This window comes from Streptomyces sp. NPDC023838 (assembly GCF_040639555.1).
In the GTDB taxonomy this organism is placed as follows: Bacteria; Actinomycetota; Actinomycetes; order Streptomycetales; family Streptomycetaceae; genus Streptomyces.
Window position 1 is genome coordinate 1 of sequence record NZ_JBFAAD010000053.1, and the last position, 22,359, is coordinate 22,359.

At 72.3% G+C, this 22,359-nt stretch carries 18 protein-coding genes; 11 read left to right on the top strand and 7 right to left on the bottom strand.

Annotated features, from left to right (window positions below; translation table 11 throughout):
- Nucleotides 1-149 precede the first annotated feature (149 nt).
- Entirely contained in the window at nt 150-3,398 is a 3,249-nt protein-coding gene (locus tag AB0G17_RS35090; RefSeq protein ID WP_361391640.1) for a S41 family peptidase, read from the bottom strand.
- A gap of 193 nt (nt 3,399-3,591) precedes the next feature.
- Here AB0G17_RS35090 and AB0G17_RS35095 point away from each other — a divergent pair, with 193 nt between their 5' ends.
- Together AB0G17_RS35095 and AB0G17_RS35100 are read left to right on the top strand one after the other, a co-directional pair.
- Complete coding sequence (locus tag AB0G17_RS35095; protein ID WP_361391564.1) at nt 3,592-4,167, top strand: TetR/AcrR family transcriptional regulator; 576 nt, start codon at nt 3,592-3,594, stop codon at nt 4,165-4,167.
- 97 nt (nt 4,168-4,264) lie between these two features.
- Nucleotides 4,265-6,484 carry an MMPL family transporter gene (locus tag AB0G17_RS35100; RefSeq protein WP_361391567.1) on the top strand — a complete coding sequence of 740 codons (2,220 nt, stop codon included), beginning with the start codon at nt 4,265-4,267 and terminating at the stop codon, nt 6,482-6,484.
- Nucleotides 6,485-6,604: 120 nt separating this feature from the next.
- Here AB0G17_RS35100 and AB0G17_RS35105 read toward each other — a convergent pair whose 3' ends face one another.
- Nucleotides 6,605-6,955 (bottom strand): SsgA family sporulation/cell division regulator, encoded by a 351-nt coding sequence (locus AB0G17_RS35105; RefSeq protein WP_361391570.1) that lies wholly within the window; start codon nt 6,953-6,955, stop codon nt 6,605-6,607.
- 201 nt (nt 6,956-7,156) lie between these two features.
- On the opposite strand from AB0G17_RS35105, the gene AB0G17_RS35110 reads away from it, so the two are divergent.
- Genes AB0G17_RS35110 through AB0G17_RS35120 form a run of 3 tightly spaced genes read left to right on the top strand, consistent with a single transcriptional unit; the run spans nt 7,157 to nt 9,787 of the window.
- On the top strand, nt 7,157-8,242 hold the full coding sequence (locus AB0G17_RS35110) for an energy-coupling factor ABC transporter permease (protein WP_361391573.1): 1,086 nt from the start codon (nt 7,157-7,159) through the stop codon (nt 8,240-8,242).
- A gap of 1 nt (nt 8,243) precedes the next feature.
- Nucleotides 8,244-9,005, top strand: coding sequence for a cobalt ECF transporter T component CbiQ (cbiQ, locus tag AB0G17_RS35115; protein WP_361391576.1), 762 nt, complete (start codon nt 8,244-8,246; stop codon nt 9,003-9,005).
- Nucleotides 9,006-9,037: 32 nt separating this feature from the next.
- Nucleotides 9,038-9,787 (top strand): ABC transporter ATP-binding protein, encoded by a 750-nt coding sequence (locus tag AB0G17_RS35120; protein WP_361391643.1) that lies wholly within the window; start codon nt 9,038-9,040, stop codon nt 9,785-9,787.
- 2 nt (nt 9,788-9,789) lie between these two features.
- Here AB0G17_RS35120 and AB0G17_RS35125 read toward each other — a convergent pair whose 3' ends face one another.
- The 5 genes from AB0G17_RS35125 to AB0G17_RS35145 form a co-directional block, all read right to left on the bottom strand.
- The gene (locus AB0G17_RS35125; protein WP_361391579.1) at nt 9,790-10,950 is read right to left on the bottom strand and encodes a serine hydrolase domain-containing protein; all 1,161 of its coding nucleotides are present in this window, start codon (nt 10,948-10,950) and stop codon (nt 9,790-9,792) included.
- 414 nt (nt 10,951-11,364) lie between these two features.
- On the bottom strand, nt 11,365-12,216 hold the full coding sequence (locus AB0G17_RS35130; RefSeq protein WP_361391581.1) for a DMT family transporter: 852 nt from the start codon (nt 12,214-12,216) through the stop codon (nt 11,365-11,367).
- The gene (locus tag AB0G17_RS35135) at nt 12,213-12,701 is read right to left on the bottom strand and encodes a YbaK/EbsC family protein (protein WP_361391584.1); all 489 of its coding nucleotides are present in this window, start codon (nt 12,699-12,701) and stop codon (nt 12,213-12,215) included. Before AB0G17_RS35135 ends, AB0G17_RS35130 begins: the two co-directional genes overlap by 4 nt.
- A 187-nt stretch (nt 12,702-12,888) precedes the next feature.
- Complete coding sequence (locus tag AB0G17_RS35140; RefSeq protein ID WP_361391587.1) at nt 12,889-14,529, bottom strand: penicillin-binding transpeptidase domain-containing protein; 1,641 nt, start codon at nt 14,527-14,529, stop codon at nt 12,889-12,891.
- A gap of 117 nt (nt 14,530-14,646) precedes the next feature.
- Nucleotides 14,647-16,419, bottom strand: coding sequence for a phospholipid carrier-dependent glycosyltransferase (locus AB0G17_RS35145; protein ID WP_361391590.1), 1,773 nt, complete (start codon nt 16,417-16,419; stop codon nt 14,647-14,649).
- 95 nt (nt 16,420-16,514) lie between these two features.
- On the opposite strand from AB0G17_RS35145, the gene rsmI reads away from it, so the two are divergent.
- The 6 genes from rsmI to AB0G17_RS35175 all read left to right on the top strand — a co-directional run bounded on the left by rsmI (nt 16,515) and on the right by AB0G17_RS35175 (nt 22,154).
- Nucleotides 16,515-17,393: a 16S rRNA (cytidine(1402)-2'-O)-methyltransferase gene (gene rsmI, locus AB0G17_RS35150; RefSeq protein WP_361391593.1), complete on the top strand. Its 879-nt coding sequence runs from the start codon at nt 16,515-16,517 to the stop codon at nt 17,391-17,393.
- Between the two features lie 182 nt (nt 17,394-17,575).
- Nucleotides 17,576-18,001, top strand: a complete 426-nt coding sequence (locus tag AB0G17_RS35155; protein ID WP_361391596.1) for a hypothetical protein — start codon at nt 17,576-17,578, stop codon at nt 17,999-18,001.
- A 30-nt stretch (nt 18,002-18,031) separates the two neighbouring features.
- Nucleotides 18,032-18,904 (top strand): TatD family hydrolase, encoded by an 873-nt coding sequence (locus AB0G17_RS35160; protein ID WP_361391599.1) that lies wholly within the window; start codon nt 18,032-18,034, stop codon nt 18,902-18,904.
- Between the two features lie 291 nt (nt 18,905-19,195).
- Nucleotides 19,196-20,389 (top strand): ubiquitin-like domain-containing protein, encoded by a 1,194-nt coding sequence (locus tag AB0G17_RS35165; RefSeq protein WP_361391646.1) that lies wholly within the window; start codon nt 19,196-19,198, stop codon nt 20,387-20,389.
- Nucleotides 20,386-21,246, top strand: coding sequence for a 16S rRNA (adenine(1518)-N(6)/adenine(1519)-N(6))-dimethyltransferase RsmA (gene rsmA, locus AB0G17_RS35170; RefSeq protein ID WP_361391602.1), 861 nt, complete (start codon nt 20,386-20,388; stop codon nt 21,244-21,246). Before AB0G17_RS35165 ends, rsmA begins: the two co-directional genes overlap by 4 nt.
- 8 nt (nt 21,247-21,254) lie before the next feature.
- The gene (locus AB0G17_RS35175) at nt 21,255-22,154 is read left to right on the top strand and encodes a 4-(cytidine 5'-diphospho)-2-C-methyl-D-erythritol kinase (RefSeq protein WP_361391649.1); all 900 of its coding nucleotides are present in this window, start codon (nt 21,255-21,257) and stop codon (nt 22,152-22,154) included.
- Nucleotides 22,155-22,359 lie beyond the last annotated feature (205 nt).

The window sequence follows — 22,359 nt, forward strand, 5'->3', positions numbered from 1 at the left end:
CTGTACAGAGCCGCGCTGGAGGCGATCGTGCCTTAGATGCCGCTGCGCGGCAATCCCCTGGGCGCCCCGCAGGGGCGCATCTCAGGGGCGCGGGGAACTGCGCGCCACCCCACCGGCCCGCACCCGAACAACTGCGCTCCAGCGAAGCGTCACCGCGGCGGCAGCTCCGGGCGCCGCCGGTCCGGGGCGTTCGCATACCCCGGCGGCGTAGCCGCAGGCCGGCCCGCAAGCAGATCCAGCGCCAGCTGCACCGCGTCGTCGAGCTGCGCATAGCGGCCCTCCGCCCAGTCCAGCGGGGTGCGCAGGATCTCCAGGTCCGGCTCGACCCCGTGGTTCTCGATGGACCACTGGTACGAGTCGAACCACGCCGCGTTCATCGGCACCGTGATCACCGTGCCGTCGCCCAGGACGTGGCGGCCGGTCATGCCGACCACGCCGCCCCAGGTGCGCTGGCCGACCACCGGGCCCAGATGGAGGAGGCGGAAGGCGGCCGTGATCATGTCGCCGTCGGAGGAGGTCGCCTCGTCGGCCAGGGCCACCACCGGGCCCCGGGGGGCGTTGGAGGCGTACGAGACCGGCTGCGCGTCGCGGGTCAGGTCCCAGCCGATGATCTTGCGGGTGAGCTTCTCGACCACCAGCTCGCTGATGTGGCCGCCCGCGTTGCCGCGTACGTCGACGATCAGCGCCGGGCGGGACATCTCCAGGCGCAGGTCCCGGTTGAACTGGGCCCAGCCCGAGCCGCCCATGTCCGGGATGTGGAGGTAGCCGCACTTGCCGCCGCTCAGCTCCCGTACCACCGCACGGCGCTTGGCCACCCAGTCCTGGTAGCGCAGCGGGCGCTCGTCCACCAGCGGGACCACGGCGACGCGGCGCGAGCGGCCTTCGCCCTCGGCGGGCTGGAAGGTCAGCTCCACCGTCGTGCCGCCCGAGCCCGCGAGCAGCGGGTACGGACCCGCCACCGGGTCCACCGGGCGGCCGTCGACATGGGTGAGCAGCGCGCCCTCGCGGATGCCGGTGCCGGCCAGCGGGGAGCGGGCCTTGGAGTCGGAGGAGTCGCCGGGCAGGATGCGCCGGACCATCCAGCCGTCGTCGCGGTGGACGAAGTTGGCGCCGAGCAGGCCCTGCGGGCGCTGGTAGTGGGGCGGGCCCTCGTTCCTGCGCGCGGCCGAGACGTACGCGTGTGAGGTGCCCAGCTCGCCCAGCACCTCGCGCAGGAGGTCCGCGAACTCGTCGGGGGAGGCGACCCGTTCGACCAGCGGGCGGTACTGGTCGAGGACCGCCTTCCAGTCGATGCCGCACATCTGCGGGTCCCAGAAGTAGGCGCGGATGATTCGGCCCGCCTCGTCGTATGCCTGGCGCCACTCGGAGGGCGGGTCGACCTCGTGCAGGATCCGGCGCAGGTCGAGGTAGACCGTGGAGTCGGAGTCGCCGGACTCGGTGGCGGGCACGGCCCGCAGGTCGCCGTCGTCGACGACCACCAGGCGGCTGCCGTCGCCGCTCACCGCGAACCAGTCGAGGTGGTCGACGAGTTCGGTCTTGCGCGCCTTGGTGATGTCGAAGTGCTCCAGCGTGGGGCGGCCCGAGGTGTCGGCCGGGTTGGCGAAGGTCTCGCCGAGCGCTCCCGAGATCGGCCAGCGCAGCCACACCAGACCGCCGCCGGAGACCGGGTGCAGCGCCGAGTACTTGGAGGCCGCCACCGGGAACGGCGTCACCCTGCTCTCCAGGCCCTCCACCTCGACCGTGACCGTGCCGTCGCCCGGCTCCTCCAGCGGGTCGAGCCCGCCCGCGGCCGGGCGCCCGTCGGGCAGCAGCGCGAAGGGCGAGGGCGTGGCCGAGGAGAGCGGGACCAGATACGGGCGGCAGCCGAGCGGGAAGGAGAGGTCGCCGGTGTGGACGTCGTAGACCGGGTCGAAGCCGCGCCAGGAGAGGAAGGCGAGATAGCGGCCGTCCCGGGTGAACACCGGGTTCTCGTCCTCGAAGCGGCCGTTGGTCACGTCCACGATGACCCGGGCGCCGGGGCCCGAGATCCGGGCCATCTTGATCTGGCGCAGCGAGCGGCCGATGCCCGGGTGGGACCAGGTCAGCCAGCAGCCGTCCGGTGAGAACGCCAGATCGCGGACGGGCCCGTTGATCGACCGGATCAGTTCGGTGACCTCGCCGGTGGACTCCTCGGTGGCGTCGATCAGCAGCACCCGGCCGTCGTGCGAGGCGATCGCCAGGCGCTCGCCCTCCGGGTCGGAGAGCAGCTCCTGGACCCGGCCGAGCTCGCCGGAGGCCAGCCGCCTGGGCTCGCGGTCGCCGCTGGCCCGGGGGAGATACGCGATCTCCACCGCGTCCTCGCCGTCCGCGTCCGTCACGTACGCCACCTGGCCGCCGGTGCCGAGCATCTCCGGCAGCCGGACCCGTACGCCCGCGGTGTCGGTGATCGTGCGGGCCGGGCCGTCGCGGTGGGTGAGCCAGTACAGGCTGCCGCGCACCACGATCGCGCTGGCCCGGCCGGTGGTGTCGACCGACAGCGCGTCCACATGGCTGGCCGCGGGCACCTGGTACGTACGCCGTCCGGCGCGCGGGCCGCCCAGGCGCACGTCCAGGCGGCGCGGGGCCGAGTCGGGGGTCAGCGCGTCCACGATCCACAGGTCGCCCGCGCACTGGTAGACCACCCGGCGCCCGTCCGAGGAGGCGTGCCGGGCGTAGTACTCGTCGTGGTCGGTGTGGCGGCGCAGGTCGGAGCCGTCGCGCAGACAGGAGTAGAGGTTGCCGACGCCCTCGTGGTCGGAGAGGAAGGCGATGCGGCCGTCCACGAACATCACCGAGTCGAGGTGGCCGCCGATGTCGGGCAGGAGGCGCTCGCCGTGGAGCCACAGGCGGCCCATGGCGCCGCCCCGGTAGCGCTTCCAGGCGGCGGGCTCGTGCGGCGGCTTGCCGGTGAGCAGCAGGGTGCGCCGCTCGCCGTCCAGGTCGGCGCAGGCGATGTCGGAGACCGGGCCCCAGGGCAGCCGTCCGCCGGGGGAGCCGTCGGTGGGGACGCTGTAGGCCCAGGAGAAGTACGAGAAGGGCTGGCCGTGCGAGGAGACGGCCAGGATGTGGCCGTCGGGGGTCCAGCCGCAGACCCGGGTGTCGGGCGAGCCCCAGTAGGTCAGCCGCCGGGCCGGGCCGCCGGCGACCGGGGCCAGATGGATCTCCGGGTCCAGGCTGCGCCAGGTCGTGTAGGCGATCTGGCTGCCGTCGGGGGAGAACCGGGGGTGGCTGACCTTGGTGCGGTCCACCGTCAGCCGCCAGGCCCGCGACGGGCTGTCGCCGGCCGGGACCAGGGGCGCGACCCACAGGTCGTCCTCGGCGGCGAAACAGATCAAGTCGTCGTGCAGATGCGGGAAGCGGAGGTATGCGCCCTCGGTCACGGGCGCCTGCTGCTCGTCGTCCTCGCGTGCGTCGCTCACTCGTCAATGCTTTCCGCGCGACGGGGGTGCGGCAACTTATGGATGCTTGGTAGTTGTGGCACAGAACACAAGCGAAACGGTTTCGTTTCGATCGACGGGATGCGATATCTTCGAACGAGTACGAAACCGTTTCGTTCGGATGGGAGGTCGAGACATGGCAAGCAGGCTCACGGCCGAACGTGAGGCAGAGCTGTACGAGTCGGTCCTCGACCTGCTGCGCGAGGTCGGCTACGACGCCCTGACGATGGACGCCGTCGCCGCCCGTACCCGCTCCAGCAAGGCCACCCTCTACCGTCAGTGGGGGAACAAGCCGGAGCTGGTCGCGCGGGCGCTGCGGCACAACAAGCCGGTCGCTCTCCACGAGATCGACACCGGCTCGCTGCGCCGCGACTTCCACGAGCTGGTCGGTCTTGAGGACGACTGCAAGCTGGAGAAGGACTCCGCGCTGATGCGGGGCCTGATGCGTGCCGTCCACGACAATCCGGACCTCCACCAGGCGCTGCGCGAAGTGCTGATCGAGCCGGAGATCACCGGCCTCGACCAGGTGCTGCGGCGCGCGGTGGAACGCGGCGAGGTCCGCGCGGACTGTCCCGCGCTCCCCTACGTCGTACACATGCTGGTCGGCGCCTTCGTCGCCCGGCAGCTCGTCGAGGACAAGCCGGTGGACAAGGCCTTCCTCGGAAACTACATCGACGCCGTGGTTCTCCCCGCCCTCGGCGATCCCGTCTAGCTCCCCACCAACCTGCCCCACCTGACGTACGCCGCTCTCGTCGTCGGGCTGGTTATCCACGCCCTGTAAACCAACGACCGACCGGGAGTACGCCCTCGTGGCCACGTTCCTCTACCGACTCGGCAGGTTCGCCTTCCGGCGCCGCCGCTATGTCGCCCTGGTGTGGGTGGCGCTGTTGTTCCTCGCCGGATTCGGCGCCGCGACCGCCTCCACTCCGTCCGCCAGCTCCTTCTCGATGCCGGGAACGGAGGCCCAGAAGGCCTTCGACCTGCTCGAACAGCGCTTCCCGGGAGGCAGCGCCGACGGCGCCACCGCCCGTATCGTCTTCAAGGCCCCGGCCGGCAAGACCATGAGCGACCCGGCCGCCAAGGCCGAGGTCAACAAGGTCGTCGCCGAGCTGCCCAAGGGCTCGAAGCAGGTCGCCTCGGTGACCGACCCGTACCAGGCGAACGCCGTCTCCAAGGACGGCTCGACCGCGTACATATCGGTGAAGTACAAGGTCAACGGCATGGCCCTGGAGGACAGCGACCGCAAGTCGCTGGAGGACTCCGGCAAGGCCGCCCAGAAGGCCGGGCTCACCGTCGAGATCGGCGGTGACGCGCTCCAGGCCAAGCCCGAGACGGGCTCCGGCGAGATCATCGGTGTGGTGATCGCCGGCATCGTGCTGATGATCACCTTCGGCTCGCTGATCGCGGCCGGCCTTCCGCTGGTCACCGCCATCATCGGCGTCGGTATCGGCGTCTCGACCATCACCGCGCTCGCCAACGTGCTGGACCTGGGCAACACCACCTCGACGCTGGCCTCGATGATCGGCCTCGCGGTCGGCATCGACTACGCGCTCTTCATCGTCTCGCGCTACCGGGCCGAGCTCCGTGAGGGCCGGGAGCGCGAGGAGGCGATAGGCCGGGCCGTCGGAACCGCCGGTTCCGCGGTCGTCTTCGCCGGTCTGACCGTCGTCATCGCCCTGTGCGGCCTCGCGGTCGTCAACATCCCGATGCTCACCAAGATGGGCGTGGCCGCGGCCGGCACGGTCGTGATCGCGGTCCTGATCGCGCTCACCCTGATCCCGGCGGTGCTCGGCTTCACGGGCAAGCGCGTCTTCGGCCGCCGCACCCGCAAGAAGATGGAGGCCGGCACGGCCGAGGCCCCCGGCGAGGCCAAGCCGAACATGGGCACCCGCTGGTCCAGCTTCGTGCTGCGCAAGCCGGTCTGGGTGCTGCTCGCCGGTGTGATCGGACTCGGCGCCGTCGCCGTCCCGGCTGCCTCCCTGGAGATGGGTCTGCCCGACGACGGCTCGCAGCCGACCTCGACGACCCAGCGCCGCGCCTACGACACCCTCTCCGACGGCTTCGGCCCGGGCTTCAACGGCCCGCTGATGATCGTCGTGGACGGGGCGAAGGCCGGCGGTGCCAAGGCCGCCGCCGACCGCACCTCGGACACCATCAAGAAGCTGCCGGACGTCGCCGAGGTCATGGCACCCGCCCTCAACAAGGAGGGCGACACCGCGACCATCACGGTGATCCCGAAGTCGAAGCCGTCCTCCACGGACACCGAGGACCTGGTCCAGTCGATCCGGGACGCGGGCAAGGACATCAAGGCCGACACCAAGGCCGAGGTCCTGGTCACCGGTGCGACCGCGATGAACATCGACTTCTCCAAGCGCATGAACGACGCCCTGCTGCCCTATCTGGCGCTCGTGGTGGGCCTGGCCTTCCTGCTCCTGATGGTGGTCTTCCGCTCGGTCCTGGTCCCGCTGAAGGCGGCCCTCGGCTTCCTGCTCTCGGTGGTCGCCGCCCTCGGCGCGGTCGTCGCGGTCTTCCAGTGGGGCTGGCTCGGCGGGCTCTTCGGGGTGGAGAACCCCGGCCCGATCATGTCGATGATGCCGATCTTCATGGTCGGTGTGGTCTTCGGTCTGGCGATGGACTACGAGGTCTTCCTCGTCACCCGGATGCGCGAGGCGTTCGTCCACGGCGAGCGTCCCGGCCAGGCGATCGTGACCGGTTTCCGGCACGGCGCCCGGGTGGTCACGGCCGCCGCGGTGATCATGATCGCGGTCTTCTCCGGCTTCATCGGGGCCAGCGACCAGATGATCAAGATGATCGGCTTCGCCCTGGCGATCGCGGTCTTCTTCGACGCCTTCGTGGTCCGGATGGCGATCGTGCCGGCGGTGCTCGCGCTGCTCGGCGCCAAGGCCTGGTGGCTGCCGGGCTGGCTCAACAAGATCCTGCCCAACGTCGACGTCGAGGGTGAGGGCCTCAAGGCCCACGCGGCGAAGGCGTCCGACGGCGACGAGGACCGCGAGCTCACGCGCGTCTGACCCGCTTCCGGTCAACTGCCCACAGCCTGTGGGACGGGACCCGTGCGGCCGAGCCGGCCCCTACGCATCACGCGTAGGGGCCGGCTCTTTCGTTGCGTACGTCCGGCTACGCCGGGGCGACTAGGCCCGTCCGCTCGGCGCGGGCGTCACGTTGTACGTATGGCGCAGAAAGCGGACCAGGGGCGAGCTGTCGAACTGGACCACCGCGACTCCGTCCGGCGAGTGGAACTCCAGGACGGTCTGGGCGCGCCCGCACGGCCAGACGGCTACGTCGCCGCGGCGGGCGGGGCCGCGCAGCCCGGCCTCCAGGAGCGCGCGCGGGAAGACCCACTCGTTGCCCCCGGGGAACGCGAAACGCACGGTCAGCGGGTCCTCGGCGGGGTCGTAGCGCAGGGCGACCGGAACGGCGCGGTGGTGCGGGGCGTCCGAGACGATCCTCGCGCGGGCGTGTTCCTCGACAGCGGGGGGCATCAGTCGCTCCTCACACTCACTCTGCGCAGCCGTTCATGTGCTTTGCCATCAAATGTCGCATATTTTCGGGGGCGCGCCGGGCGTGAGAACCGTTGGTAAATCTCACTCACGCGCTCTTGCGACCTGTTCGCAAGTGCACGACTATCATCGAGCGGTTCATTCGAATGGTTCCAGCCAACCAGGCCCCAGCGGAGACCACCCATGCATGTCCCGGACGGATTCATCAACGCCCCCGTCTCCGCGATAGCCGGAGTCGGCGCGGCCACCGCCATCGCGGTCAGCCTGCGCGGGGCCCGACGTGAACTCGACGAGAAGACGGCCCCGCTCGCGGGCCTGGTCGCGGCGTTCATCTTCGCCGTGCAGATGCTGAACTTCCCCGTGGCGGCCGGCACCAGCGGCCATCTGCTCGGCGGGGCGCTCGCGGCGATACTCGTCGGTCCGTACACCGGCGTCCTCTGTGTCTCCGTCGTGCTCCTCATGCAGGGCATCCTCTTCGCCGACGGCGGCCTCACCGCGCTCGGCGTCAACATCACCGACATGGCGATCGTGACGACGGTCGTGGCGTACACCGTCTTCCGCGGCCTGGTGAAGGTGCTGCCCCGCAGGCGGAGTTCCATCACCGCGGCCACCTTCGTCGCCGCCCTCCTCTCCGTCCCGTCCGCCGCCCTCGCCTTCACCGCGATCTACGCGGCCGGCGGCACCACCGACGTCCCCCTCGGCAAGGTGCTCACCGCGATGGTGGGCGTGCACATCCTCATCGGCATCGGCGAGGCCGCGATCACGGCGCTCACCGTGGGCGCGGTCATCGCCGTACGGCCCGACCTCGTCCACGGGGCCCGCGGGCTGCACGCCCCGCTGAAGCTGCGCGTCGGCGGCGAACTGGTCGACGCCCCCGCTCCCGAGCCCGTACCCGCCGCGGCCCGCTCCACGCACAGGGTCCGCGCGGTGTTCGTCGTCGCCGCCCTCCTGCTGGCGGGGTTCTTCTCCTTCTACGCCTCGGCCTCGCCCGACGGCCTGGAGAAGGTGGCCCACGACAAGGGCATCGACACCCAGGAGAAGAAGCACGCCACCGAGGACTCGCCGCTCGCGGGCTACTCGGTCAAGGACATCGGCAACGACCGGCTCGCCACCGGCCTCGCGGGCATGATCGGCGTCGGCGTGACGGTCGGCGTGGGGAGCGGGATCTTCTGGGCCGTGCGCCGCCGCCGCGGCACCGCTGACGAGGCCACGCCCACCGCCGTACCGCAGAAGTCCCAGGCGCAGAAGTCCCAGCCGGAGAAGGTCTGACATGGGCGCGGGCCACACGCACAAGCTCTACCGGCAGGGCGCCTCGCCGGTCCACGCCCTGCCCCCGCACTGCAAGATCGCGGCCGTCTTCCTCTTCGTGATCGTGGTCGTCTCGACCCCGCGCGAGGCCGTCTGGGCCTTCGGGCTGTACGCGGTGCTGCTCGGCGTGATCGCGGGCGCGGCCCGGATCCCGGCGGGCTTCCTGCTCAAGCGCCTGCTGATCGAGGTCCCGTTCGTGACGTTCGCGGTCCTGATGCCGTTCGTGGTGCCGGGCGAGCAGGTGCATGTGCTCGGCCTGTCGATGAGCGTGAACGGGCTCTGGGGCGCGTGGAACGTGCTGGCCAAGGGCACGCTCGGAGTCGCCGCCTCGGTGATCCTGGCGTCCACCACGGACCTGCGGGCCCTGCTCCTCGGCCTCCAGCGGCTCCGGCTCCCCTCGCTGCTGGTCCAGATCGCCTCGTTCATGATCCGGTACGGCGACGTGATCACGGACGAGATGCGCCGGATGTCGATCGCCCGCCGCTCGCGCGGCTTCGAGGCGAAGGGCCTGAAGGCCTGGAGCGTGCTCGCCAAGTCGGCGGGCGCGCTGTTCATCCGCTCGTACGAGCGCGGTGAGCGCGTACATCTGGCCATGGTCAGCCGTGGTTACGCGGGTTCGATGCCGGTCATCGACGATGTGACGGCGACCGGTGCGCAATGGCGTTACGCGGCGGTGCTCCCCGCGTCGGCTCTCGTTATCTGTCTTCTGGGGTGGACCCTGTGACTACGTCCGTGGATGCTTCGGCTTCTTCCTCCGTGCCCGCCTCCCTGGAGGTGAGCGGGCTCGCCTTCGCCTACCCCGACGGCCACCAGGCGCTGTTCGGCGTCGACCTGACGGTGGGGCGCGGCGAGCGGGTCGCGCTGCTCGGCCCCAACGGCGCGGGCAAGACCACGCTGGTCCTGCACCTCAACGGCATCCTGACGGGCGGCGCGGGCTCGGTGAAGGTGGCCGGACTCCCCGTGGAGAAGCGGAACCTGGCCGAGATCCGCCGCCGGGTCGGCATCGTCTTCCAGGACCCCGACGACCAGCTCTTCATGCCCACGGTCCGCGAGGACGTGGCCTTCGGGCCCGCCGCCTCGGGGATGCGCGGGCCGGAGCTGGAGGAGCGGGTGCGGGCCGCCCTGGAGCAGGTGGGGATGGCGGAGTACGCGGACCGGCCGCCGCACCACCTCTCCTTCGGCCAGCGCCGCCGGGTCGCGGTGGCGACCGTGCTGGCGATGCGGCCGGAGATCCTGGTCCTGGACGAGCCGTCGTCCAACCTGGACCCGGCCTCGCGCCGCGAACTCGCCGACATCCTGCGGTCCTTGGACGTCACCGTACTGATGGTCACGCACGACCTGCCGTACGCGCTGGAGCTGTGCGGCCGGTCGGTGATCCTCAGCGGCGGCACGATCACGGCGGACGGCAAGACGGCGGACGTCCTGTCGGACGAGGAGCTGATGCGCACCCACCGCCTGGAGCTGCCGTTCGGCTTCGACCCGAGGGCGGCGACGGCGAAGGCGTAGCCCTACGCTCCGATGGCTTCCCGGACCGCGCGCACCAGGGCCTGGGCGCGCGGGTCGGCGGTGACGCCCTTCTGGTGGCCATTGGTGACGTAACCGAAGGCGATGCCGGATTCCGGGTCGGCGAAGCCGAGGGAGCCGCCGCTGCCGGGGTGCCCGAAGGAGCCGGGGCTCAGGAGCGGGGACGCCGGACCGTGCAGCATGAAGCCCAGTCCGAAGCGGGTGTTGACGACAAGGACGCGGTCCGGGCCCGCCGACTCCTCGGTACGGGCGAGGGCGACCGTGGCCGGGGCGAACAGGCGGCGCCCGTCCACCTCGCCGATGGTCGCCGCGTAGAACCGGGCGAGGCCGCGGGCGGTGGATATGCCGCCGGCGGCGGGGAGTTCGGCGGCGCGGTAGGCGGGGTCGTTCTGGTCCGGGAGCGGGTCGATGGCGCCGAAGGCGCGGCGCGTGAGGGAGGCGGGGTCGGCGTAGGCGGCGGAGACGGCGGGCTTGGGCCGCAGGGTGATGGCCCCGGCCGCGCGGGGCGCCTCGACGGGTCCCACGCGCCCCACTCGTCCGGCCTCGTCCTTTGGCAGCCCGATCCAGAAATCGGCCCCCAGCGGCCGGGCGATCTCCTCCGCGACCCAGCGGCCGAGGGTGCGGCCGGTGACGCGGCGGACGAGCTCGCCGAGGAGCCAGCTGTACGTGTGCGCGTGGTACCCGTGCCCGGTCCCCGGCTCCCAGAACGGCGCCTGCGCGGCGACCGCGGCCGGACCGGACTCGCCGTCGGCTGCCTCGGCGGGGGTGAGGGGGCGGTCCAGGGCGGGGACGCCGGCCCGGTGCGAGAGGAGGTGACGGACGAGGGTGCGGTCCTTGCCGTTCGCCTTGAACTCGGGCCAGTACGTGGCCACGGGGGCGTCCACGTCCAGCTGGCCGCGCTGGTGGAGGAGGAGGGGGACGGCGGCGGCGACGCCCTTCGTTGCGGAGCGGATGATCTGGGCGGTGTCGACGGCCCAGGGCGCGTGCCCGTCGACGTCTTTCGTGCCGCCCCAGAGGTCGACGACCTTCTTCCCGTCCCGGTAGACGGCGACGGCGGCGCCGCGGTCTCCGCGGTGGGTGAAGTTCCGCACGAAGGCGTCCTTGACGGGTTCGTACCCCGCGTCCACCGAGCCCTGCACGTCCATCACGCCGCTCCCACGTCTTGGCTACGCATCCGGTCCATTGAACGTGGTGCCCGCCCGGATCCTTCCCCCACCCCACCCCTTCCCTGAAGCCCTCTGGCGGGCGCCTGCTTCGTCTGCGGGCCGGTGGTGGGTTGCTCGCGCAGTTCCCCGCGCCCCTGAAGATGCCGCTGCGCGGCAATCCCCTGGGCGCCCCGGAGGGGCGCTTCCAGGGGCGCGGGGAACTGCGCGACCAGCCACACACAACCCGCAGACAAACAGGGGCCCGGGGCGGAGCCCCGGAGCGGGGTGCAGGGGCCGCAGGCCCCGCGAACGGGGTCCGGGGGCGTGGCCCCTGGGAGAGCGAGGCTTCACCCTCCCCACCCCCGGAGGCCACGCGGCGGAGCCGCACATGCGGGGTGGGGACCAAACAAACGGTCAGCCCGCCCGCAGCATCAACCCGATCCCCACCACCAACACCCCCGCCGCGGCAATCCGCGGCCCCCCGAACCGCTCCTTGAAGAACAGCGCCCCGATCGCCGCGCCCACGATGATGCTGGACTCCCGCAGCGCCGCCACGGGCGCCAGCGGGGCCCGGGTCTGGGCCCACAGGACCAGGCCGTACGCCGCCATGGACAGGGCCGCCCCCAGCAGGCCCCGCCCCGCGTACGGCCGCAGCTGGGCCGGCAGCGCACCCCGGCGCCGGTACAGCGCGTACCCCGGGATCAGCAGCCCCTCCAGGATCATCAGCCACGCGATGTAGCCGATCGGGGTGCCGGAGGCGCGTACGCCCACGCCGTCCACCACCGTGTACGCCGCGATCGACAGGCCCGTCGCGCCCGCGGCCACCAGCGCGGGCCAGTGCGGCCGCGCCCCCGAGCCCCGGATGCCCCACAGCGCGACCCCGACCAGGCCCGCCGAGGCGACCGCCACCCCGGCCGCCTGCCACGCGTTCAGGCTCTCGCCGACGAACACCGCGGCCAGCACGGTCACCACCAGCGGCGCCGTGCCCCGCGCGATCGGATACATCTGGCCGAAGTCGCCCAGGCTGAACGACCGCATCAGGAGCACCTGGTAGGCCGTGTGCAGCAGCGCCGAGGTGATCAGGTACGGCCAGGCGCCCGAGGCGGGCAGGGGCGTGAACACGGCGAGCACCGCGCCGATCGCCGTCGCCCCGCCGCCTATCAGCGTGAACGCGACCAGCTGGTCCCTGACCGTGTGCGCCATCGCGTTCCAGGACGCGTGGGTGACGGCGGCGAGCAGGACGGCCAGCGCGACGACCAGGCTCACGCCGTACGCTCGCGCACGTCCACCAGCGCCCCGCCCGCGTGCCCGATCAGCGTCTTCGGGTCGAGCGGGAAGACTGTGTGGGGCGTGCCGGCCGCCGCCCAGACCACGTCGTGGTCGAGCAGGGCGCGGTCGGCGAGGACCCGGGTGCGGCGCACATGGCCGAAGGGCGGGACGCCCCCGATCGCGTACCCCGTCGTCTCCCGTACGAGCTCCGCCCCGGCCCGCTTCACCTTCTCCGCGCCCAGCTCACGCCGTACGCGCTCCACGTCCACCCGCGACGAGCCGTCCATCAGGACGATCACCGGGACCCCGTCCGCCTCGAAGACCAGCGACTTGACGATCTCGCCGATGTCGCAGCCGATGGCGGCGGCCGCCTCGGCGGCGGTCCTGGTCGCGTCCGGGAAGCGGCGTACCTCCACGTCGAGCCCGAGCGCGCGCAGCGCCTGGGCGAACCGGGGGTGGGCAACGGATTCTTGAGCGCTCATGTCCCCGCACGCTAGCGGTAGCTGTATGCCGCATGCGAGGCCGTTTCGCCGCGCCCGGGCCGACCCCCGGGCCGCCGCCGGGCCGTCCCCCGGGCAGACGCCCGCGCCGACGGCCGGGCCGCCGCCCGGGGCCAACGCCCGGGCCAACGGCTGGTTCGACAGCCGGGCCGCCGCCCCGCCCCCCGGTTCAGCCCGCCCGCAGCACCCGCGCCACGATCGGCCCCGCCGCGTCCACGCCGTGCCCGCCGGACTGGACGAGCGCGGCGGCGGCGAGCCCGTTGCCGTACCCGGTGAACCAGCTGTTGGACTTGCCCTGCTGGTCCACCTCGGCCGAGCCGGTCTTGGCGCCCTTGGGCCCCGGCACCCCCGCCATCGTGCCCACGGCCGTCCCGCGGCCCGTGGTCGCCGCGTGCATCATCTGCTGGAGCTGCGAGGCCATCGAGTCGGGCAGCGGCTTGGCCTGGGCCAGTTCGCGGTCGTCCAGGGACTGCGGCACGATCACCGGCTGGTGGAAGCCGCCGTTGATCACGGTGGCCGAGACGGACGCCAGGTCGAGCGGGCTCATCTGGACCTTGCCCTGCCCGATGTAGGAGGCCGCGGTCTCCACACCGGAGGACTCCGGGACGCTGCCGTCGAAGGACTTCACCCCGCCGAGCTTCCAGTTGTCCTGGCCGAGTCCGAAGTAGTCCCGGGCGGTCTGGCCCAGTGCCGTCCCGGCGATGTGCTTGTCGGTGAGCGGCTTCACCGGCTTGATGAAGGCGGTGTTGCAGGACTGCGCGAACGCGTCGGTCAGGGTGCCGTTCGGGATGGTGAAGTCCTTGAGGTTGTGGAAGGTGTACCCCTCCCACGGGACCGTGGCCGGGCACTCGACCGGCTGGTTCGCCCCGCCCACCCCGTTCTCGATGATCATCGCGCCGGTGATGATCTTCATTGTGGAGCCGGGCGCGACGGCCGCCTGGAGCGAGGCGGGGAAGCCGTCCTTGCGGTTGTCCGCGACGGCCCGGATCGCCCCGCTGGACGGCTCGATCGCCACCACCGACGACTCCGCGAACTGCTTCACACCCTGCTCGGCCGCCGCCTGTACGTCCGCGTCGAGCGTCGTCGTCAGCTTGCCCGGCGTGCCCTTGGCCAGGGTGAGCAGCGTCTGGTTCGCGGTGCCCTCGGCACCGCCCTCGATCCAGGTCTCCACGCCCGGCGTGCCGTTGACCTTGGTCCCGTACTTCTGCCGCAGCGCGTCCAGGACCGGCCCCAGCGAGGGGTACTTCTCCTTGGTCAGCACCCGGCCCCGGTCGTCGACGGCCTCGATCTCGGGGCTCTTGGCCGCCCCGGTCACCAGCTTCTGGCCGGTCTTCAGCTTCGGGTGGACGACCGCCGGCTGCCAGTCCACCAGCGCCTTGCCGGTGGTCAGGCCCCGTACGACGGTCAGCTGGGAGCTGTAGGCGAGCGGCGCGGTCTTCCCCTCGTACGCGACCTCCGCCTTCACCGTGTACGCGACGGTCGCCCCCGTGGCCGCCCCCGGCGTGATGGTCACCTTGCCCACGTGCGCCTCGTCGTGGAAGCCGGCGAGGGCGGTCTGGGCGGCCGCGTTGTTGTTGGTCAGGGCCGAGGCCGCCGCCGCGTCCCCCTTGGACCAGGCGTCGAAGAAGGCCCGCGCGGTCTTGGTGATCTCGTCGGCGCTGGGCGGTCCGGTCCGTACCGGCGCCGCCCGGGTGTGCGGGCCCGAGGGCGAGTCGTCCCCGGACAGCATCTGGTAGCCGCCGTACACCACGCCGGTGCCGACCACCACGAACACGCCGCCGACGATGGCGGCCTTGGCTCCACTGCGCATCTGCAGCCCCTCCCCAGGAGTCTCTTGAACACGTTCAAGAGATGCTTGAGAGGAACTTTACGTGACAGCAGTGACAACGGTGCCGGCTGTTACCGGACCGGGACCGCCGTTTCCGGCTCACACCCAGGTATCCAGCCACATCCGGTTCCGCCACGAATCCAGCGGAATCGCCGTTCCGGTGTACAGCGGCCAGAAGTAGATGAAGTTCCAGACGATCAGCAGAACCAGCACGCCCGCGCCGATCGCGCCGACCGCCCGGCGCCGTTCGTCCGAGCCCGGTGGCCCGAGGATCGCGCCGATCATCATCGTCACCGCCAGACACAGGAACGGCACGAAAACGACCGCGTAGAAGAAGAAGATCGTGCGGTCCTGGTAGAGCAGCCACGGCAGCCAGCCCGCCGCGATGCCGCAGACGATCGCGCCCGCCCGCCAGTCGCGCCGGAACACCCAGCGCCACAGCACGTACAGGATCGCGAAGCACGCCGCCCACCACAGCAGCGGCGTGCCCAGCGCCAGCACCTCGCGGGCGCACTTGCCGGTGGTGTCCGACGGGCAGCCGTCGGTGCCGGGTGAGGGGCTCTCGTAGAAGTACGAGACCGGGCGGCCCAGGACGATCCAGCTCCACGGGTTGGACTGGTAGGTGTGCTTGTCGTGCAGGTTGACGTGGAAGCTGTAGACCTCGGCCTCGTAGTGCCACAGGCTGCGCAGCGACTCCGGCATCCAGCTCATGTCGAACTGCGGCAGGCTCACCTGGCCCAGCAGCGGCAGCTTGACGTGGTCGGGGGAGAGGCCGTCGCGGCCGTGCGCCCAGTCCCGGAAGTAGCCCTTGTCGGTCATGAACCAGCCGGTCCAGGACGCCAGATACGTCACGATCGCCACCGGGACCGTGGAGACGAACGCCGGGAGCACGTCCCTCCTGAGCACCGCGCGGCACGGCCGCACCGCGCCCGCGGTCCTGCGGGCGCCCGCGTCCCACAGCACCGACATCACACAGAAGAAGACCAGGACGTACAGGCCGTTCCACTTGGTGCCGCAGGCCAGGCCCAGCATCACCCCGGCCGCGATCCGCCACGGCCGCAGGCCCAGGCGCAGGCCCTCCGCCACGGCCGTGTCCGGGCGCAGGTCGCCGTCCTCGTTCTCGGGGAGCGCCGCCGCCAGCCGGGCCCGCGCCCGGTCCCGGTCGATCAGCAGGCAGCCGAAGGCCGCGAGCACGAAGAACATGACCACGAGGTCGAGCAGCGCCATCCGGCTCATCACGAAGTGCAGCCCGTCCACCGCGAGCAGCGCGCCCGCCAGACAGCCCAGGAACGTCGAGCGCAGCAGCCGCCGCCCGATCCGGCAGAGCATCAGCACCGAGAGCGTGCCGAGCACCGCCATCACGAAGCGCCAGCCGAACGGGGTGAAGTCGAACCACTTCTCGCCGATGCCGATGAGGTACTTGCCGACCGGCGGATGCACCACGTACCCCGGGTCGGTGGGGATCGGCACCGACGAGGGGTCCTTGATGATCGCCTTGTCGACGTCCTTCGGCCAGGCGCCCTCGTAGCCGCGGTTGATCAGCGCCCAGGCGTCCTTGGCGTAGTACGTCTCGTCGAATATCACCGCGTCCGGGCTGCCCAGCTTCCAGAACCGCAGCACCCCGGCGACCAGCGTGACCAGCAGCGGCCCGCCCCACGCCGACCAGCGCACCAGGCGCTCGGCCATCGGGGGGGAGACCTGCAGGACCGCCCAGAGCTGTCCGGACGGGCGGGTGTACGGCGGCACCAGCCGGTCGCGCAGCCCAATTCTCGGCCGGGCCGCGTAGCCGAAGCGGCGCAGGCGGTCCTGCCAGCCGGGCGGCGGATCTCCGGCGTCATGGCCCTCAAGGGTCTGTGGCGCAGTACTGGTCACCGCGCCATCGTAGGGAAAGCGCCTGTGCGAGTCCCGCGGCCGGGCCCGAACCGGGCCGGGCGACCGACGGGCCCCGGTGCTGGGAGGATGGCGGGGTGACCGGAACTCTCGTACTCGCAGGGACCCCCATCGGCGACATCGCGGACGCGCCGCCGCGCCTCGCCGCCGAGCTGGAGCGGGCCGATGTCGTCGCCGCCGAGGACACCCGGCGGCTGCGCGGCCTGACCCGGGCGCTCGGCATCCACACCTCGGGGCGGGTCCTCTCCTACTTCGAGGGCAACGAGTCCGCCCGTACGCCCGAGCTGGTCGAGGCGCTGGAGGGCGGCGCGCGCGTGCTGCTGGTGACCGACGCCGGGATGCCGTCGGTCTCCGACCCCGGCTACCGGCTCGTCGCGGCCGCCGTCGAGAAGGACATCAAGGTCACGGCCGTGCCGGGACCCTCGGCGGTGCTCACCGCGCTCGCCCTGTCCGGGCTGCCGGTCGACCGGTTCTGCTTCGAGGGCTTCCTGCCGCGCAAGGCGGGCGAGCGCCTCGGGCGGCTGCGCGAGGTCGCGGACGAGCGCCGCACCCTCGTCTACTTCGAGGCCCCGCACCGCCTCGACGACACGCTCGCCGCGATGGCCGAGGTCTTCGGCGCAGAGCGCCGCGCCGCCGTCTGCCGGGAGCTGACCAAGACGTACGAGGAGGTCAAGCGCGGCGGCCTGGGGGAGCTCGCGGAGTGGGCCGCCGACGGGGTGCGCGGCGAGATCACCGTGGTGGTGGAGGGCGCGGCCGAGAGCGGGCCCGCCGAGCTGGACGCCGAGGAGCTGGTGCGCAGGGTGCAGGTGCGCGAGGAGGCGGGCGAGCGGCGCAAGGAGGCGATCGCGGCGGTGGCTCTCGATGCGGGCCTTCCCAAGCGCGAGGTGTTCGACGCGGTCGTGGCGGCAAAGAACGCGGCACGACAGGCACCCGGGAACGGCAAAGGACTATCGTAAAAAGTAAAGCGCAGGCCGCGCACCGGGGCTTTTGCCTAGGAAAGGCCAAATCGACACCAACACTCGACAGCCCCTGATGCGTTTTGGCGGCGAAAGGCGTCCCATAGATCGGGGGACGCTTTCGCCCCCGCTCGCAAGGAGCGCTCGCAAGAGCTTGTCCAGCGGACAAGAGGAGCCGGCACATGAGTGAGATCGCTGAGACCACGGCACACGAGGCATACGCCTTCGCGTGCATGAGGTGTGGGTATGGCTGGGAGCAGGCGTACGACATAGAGCACTACGTGGACGGCATGGGGCAGCCGTTCGTGGTCTACAAGGCGAACGGGGAAAGGGTGCCGTCCCCGCTCTCCCACCCCACCTGCCTGAACTGCGGCGGGCACGTCGTGCGCACACTGCGCGCCGGCCGGGTCTCCAGCGTGCAGCGGCTGCTCGCGAACCACTCGACCCACCAGGCGCCGGCCGGGCCCGTGAGCTCCGGGGGCGACCCGGAGCCGGACACCCCGGCGGCGGCCGAGTCCGCCGGCGCGCCCGGGACGACGCCCGACTCCGCCCACCACTGGCACCTGTCGGACCTCCTGCACCCCTTCCAGCACCACCACAAGAAGTGACCGGCCGGGGCCTTTCATAGGATCGGCCCCATGAGTTCCGCCAAGGATGCCCCGCCGCCGCTGCCCGAACCGCTCGGTGTGCCGGTGGCCGACTCGCACACCCACCTGGACATGCAGTCCACCACCGTGGAGGAGGCCCTGGTCAGGGCCGCGTCCGTCGGGGTGACGACGGTGGTCCAGGTGGGCTGCGACCTGAAGGGCTCCCGGTGGGCGGCGGAGACGGCCGAGGCGTACGAGAACGTGCACGCCGCCGTCGCCCTGCACCCCAACGAGGCGCCCAGGATCGTCCTGGGCGACCCCGACGGCTGGTCGCGCCAGGGAGCGCGGCAGCCCGGCGGTGACGCCGCCCTCGACGACGCGCTCGCCGAGATCGACCGGCTCGCCGCCCTCCCGCACGTCAAGGCCGTCGGCGAGACCGGGCTCGACTACTTCCGCACCGGCGCCGACGGCATGGCCGCCCAGGAGCGGTCCTTCCGCGCGCACATCGAGATCGCCAAACGGCACGACAAGGCACTCGTCATCCACGATCGCGAGGCGCACGCGGATGTGCTGCGCGTTCTGCGGGAAGAAGGCGCCCCGGAACGCACGGTCTTCCACTGCTATTCCGGCGACGCGGAAATGGCGGAACTCTGCGCGGAATCCGGCTACTTCATGTCCTTCGCCGGAAACATGACCTTCAAGAACGCGCAGCCGCTGCGCGACGCGCTCGCCGTCGCCCCCCTCGAACTGGTCCTGGTGGAGACGGACGCGCCCTTTCTCACTCCGGCGCCGTACCGCGGACGGCCGAATGCGCCGTATCTCATTCCGATTACGGTACGCGCCATGGCGGCGGTGAAGGCGGTTCACGAGGACGTGCTGGCCGCGGCCATCGCGGAGAACACTGCGCGCGCATTCGATTACTGACGGATAACGACAGGGGTGCTCCGAGTGGGCGAGCGCAGGGTAGCGTGACGACACTCCGTAGTCGAATCGCTTTGGACAGTGACCGACGCTCCGCTAAGGTCCCGGCCTCGACGGGACGACCGGCCGGAACTCTGGAGCGCCGTGAGCAATTCGCAGGGCAGTCACCGTGCCGCACGCGGCGGCCGCCGCGCGGCCACCAGAACGGACGGGCCGCCGTGCCCGCAGGACCCGGCGGCGCCCGCCGCCGAGGAGCCGCCCTCGTACGCCACGTACGAGACGCCGCCCGGCGAGGTGCCGCGGCCGCGGCAGGGCGGCGGCCGGGAGGAGGGCTCGCGGACCGGGGGGCGGCGGGCCGCGCGGCGCCGCCGCGGCGGGCCGCTGTTCGGCGTCGGTCCCGACGTGCTGCGCCGGATCGTTCCGCAGGCCCTGGTGGTCGCCTTCCTCGCGGGCGGGACCACCGCGTTCCTCGCCAACGACAAGGCCGTACGGCTCACCGTCGACGGCGTCCCGCGCACCCTGCACACCTTCGCGGACCACGTCGACGAGCTCCTCGCGGACCAGCACGTGAGCGTCGGGGACCACGACATCGTGGCGCCCGGCCGCCACGAGGCGCTGACCGGCGGCGACGAGGTCGTCGTCCGCTACGGCCGCCCCGTCGCCCTCACCCTCGACGGCCGGCGCCGCCAGGTGTGGACCACCGCCCAGACGGTGGACGGGGCCCTGCGCCAGCTCGGGGTGCGGGCCGAGGGCGCCTATCTGTCGGCCTCCCGCTCCTCGGCGATCGGCCGCGCCGGGATCGGCCTCGACGTGCGCACCGAGCGCCAGGTCACCTTCCTCGCCGACGGCCGCGAGCGCACGATCCGCACCAACGCGGCCACGGTCGCGGAGGCCGTCGAGGAGGCCGGGATCTCCCTGCGCGGCCAGGACATCACCTCCGTGCCGCCCTCCGTCTTCCCCCGCGACGGCCAGACGATCACCGTCATGCGGATCACCGCCAGCCGCGAGGTCCGCGAGGAGCCGATCCCGTACGAGGTCGAGAAGACGAAGGACGGCTCGCTCTTCGCCGGGACCGAGGTCGTCGACCGGCCGGGGCAGCGGGGCTTCCGCAAGGTCACCTACGCGCTGCGGACCGTCAACGGCGTGCGGCAGAAGCCGCGGAAGGTGGCCGAGCACATGGTGCGCGAGCCGGTCACCCAGACCGTCCGGATCGGCACCAAGCCGCTGCCCCCCTCGGTCGGCGGCGCCGACCACCTCGACTGGAAGGGGCTGGCCCACTGCGAGTCCGGCGGACGCCCCGGCGCGGTCGACCCGACCGGGAACTACGGCGGGCTCTACCAGTTCGACGGCCGGACCTGGCACGCCCTCGGCGGCAGCGGTCTGCCGCAGCACGCCAGCGCCGCCGAGCAGACGTTCCGGGCGAAGAAGCTCTACGTGCAGCGGGGGTCGAGTCCGTGGCCGCACTGCGGCCGTAGGCTGTATCGGTGAGCACCACTGAGCCCGATGCCCTCCTCGGCCCCGCCGACATCCGTGAACTGGCCGCAGCGCTGGGCGTACGCCCCACCAAGCAGCGCGGCCAGAACTTCGTCATCGACGCCAATACGGTCCGCCGGATCGTACGGACGGCGCAGGTGCGGCCCGACGACGTGGTGGTGGAGGTCGGGCCCGGCCTCGGCTCCCTGACCCTGGCGCTGCTGGAAGCGGCGGACCGGGTGACGGCCGTCGAGATCGACGACGTGCTCGCGGGCGCGCTGCCCGCCACCATCGCGGCCCGGCTGCCCGCCAGGAAGGACCACTTCGCGCTGGTCCACTCCGACGCCATGCTGGTCCAGGAGCTGCCCGGCCCCGCCCCGACCGCCCTGGTCGCGAACCTTCCGTACAACGTGGCGGTTCCCGTCCTCCTGCACATGCTGGACCGCTTCCCGACGATCGAGCGGACGCTGGTCATGGTCCAGGCGGAGGTCGCGGACCGGCTCGCGGCGAAGCCCGGCAACAAGGTGTACGGCGTGCCGTCGGTCAAGGCCAACTGGTACGCGGAGGTCAAGCGGGCCGGGTCCATCGGCCGCAACGTCTTCTGGCCCGCCCCGAACGTCGACTCGGGCCTGGTCGCGCTGGTCCGGCGCACCGAGCCGGTGAAGACCACCGCCACCAAGGCGGAGGTCTTCGCGGTGGTGGACGCGGCCTTCGCCCAGCGCCGCAAGACCCTGCGGGCCGCGCTGTCCGGCTGGGCCGGCTCGGCCGCCGCCGCCGAGGAGGCGCTGGTCGCGGCCGGGATCTCGCCGCAGGCGCGCGGCGAGGCGCTGACGGTGGAGGAGTTCGCGCGGATCGCGGAGGCGAAGAAGTGACGGTGCCGGTGCCGGCTCGGGTGACGGTCCGGGTCCCCGCCAAGGTCAACGTCCAGCTCGCGGTGGGCCCCGCCCGCCCCGACGGCTTCCACGACCTGGCCAACGTCTTCCTGGCGGTGGGCCTGTACGACGAGGTCACCGCAGCCCCGGCCGACGAGCTGACGATCACCTGCTCCGGCCCGGACGCGGACAAGGTCCCCCTGGACCGTACGAACCTGGCGGCCCGGGCCGCCGAGCTCCTGGCCGCGCGGTACGGGCGCTCGCCCGACGTCCACCTCCACATCGCCAAGGACATCCCGGTCGCGGGCGGCATGGCGGGCGGCAGCGCGGACGGGGCGGCGGCGCTGGTCGCGTGCGACGCGCTGTGGGGTACGGGGGCGTCGCGGGCCGAGCTGCTCGACCTCTGCGCGGAGCTCGGCAGCGACGTGCCGTTCAGCCTGGTCGGGGGGGCGGCGCTGGGTACGGGCCGGGGCGAGAAGCTGGCCCCGCTGGAGGTCGGCGGCACCTTCCACTGGGTCTTCGCGGCGGCCGACGGCGGTCTGTCGACCCCGGCGGTCTACCGCGAGTTCGACCGCCTCACGCCGGACGCGGTGGCGCCGGAGGCGGATCCGTCGCTGCTGGCCGCGCTGCGGGCGGGTGACGCCGGGGCCTTGGCGGGCGCGCTCTCCAACGACCTCCAGGCGGCCGCGCTCTCGATGCGCCCGTCCCTGGCCGAGACGCTCGCCGTCGGTACGGCGGCGGGGGCCCTGGCGGCTCTGGTCTCGGGTTCCGGCCCTACGACGGCGTTCCTCGCCGAAGGCGAGGCATCGGCCCGGAAGATCGCGGACGCGCTGCGGGCGTCGGGCACCTGCCGCTCGGCCAGGGCGGCTGCCTCCCCCGCGCCCGGGGCGACGATCGTCTCGGGCTGAGCCAGTCTTCGTCCGCGGCCCGGTGGGGGCTGGTCGCGCAGTTCCCCGCGCCCCTAAAGGCAAGGCACCACGTGCGCTCGGGGCGGGGCGGGGCGGGGCGGGGCGGCAAGGCAAGGCACCACGTTCGCTCGGGGCGGGGCGGCAAGGCGAGGCGACCACGTTCGCTCGGGGCGGCCACCTCGGCGTAAACGGAGGGCGTTCGCCC

What these genes read in the sequence shown, in the direction of transcription:
- AB0G17_RS35125 (WP_361391579.1), bottom strand. Translation starts at nt 10,950, where the DNA reads ATGGACGTGCAGGGCTCGGTGGACGCGGGGTACGAACCCGTCAAGGAC.
- AB0G17_RS35155 (WP_361391596.1), top strand. Translation starts at nt 17,576, where the DNA reads ATGAGTGAGATCGCTGAGACCACGGCACACGAGGCATACGCCTTCGCG.
- AB0G17_RS35135 (WP_361391584.1), bottom strand. Translation starts at nt 12,701, where the DNA reads ATGAGCGCTCAAGAATCCGTTGCCCACCCCCGGTTCGCCCAGGCGCTG.
- AB0G17_RS35160 (WP_361391599.1), top strand. Translation starts at nt 18,032, where the DNA reads ATGAGTTCCGCCAAGGATGCCCCGCCGCCGCTGCCCGAACCGCTCGGT.
- cbiQ (WP_361391576.1), top strand. Translation starts at nt 8,244, where the DNA reads ATGGGCGCGGGCCACACGCACAAGCTCTACCGGCAGGGCGCCTCGCCG.
- AB0G17_RS35095 (WP_361391564.1), top strand. Translation starts at nt 3,592, where the DNA reads ATGGCAAGCAGGCTCACGGCCGAACGTGAGGCAGAGCTGTACGAGTCG.
- AB0G17_RS35105 (WP_361391570.1), bottom strand. Translation starts at nt 6,955, where the DNA reads ATGCCCCCCGCTGTCGAGGAACACGCCCGCGCGAGGATCGTCTCGGAC.
- AB0G17_RS35140 (WP_361391587.1), bottom strand. Translation starts at nt 14,529, where the DNA reads ATGCGCAGTGGAGCCAAGGCCGCCATCGTCGGCGGCGTGTTCGTGGTG.
- AB0G17_RS35110 (WP_361391573.1), top strand. Translation starts at nt 7,157, where the DNA reads ATGCATGTCCCGGACGGATTCATCAACGCCCCCGTCTCCGCGATAGCC.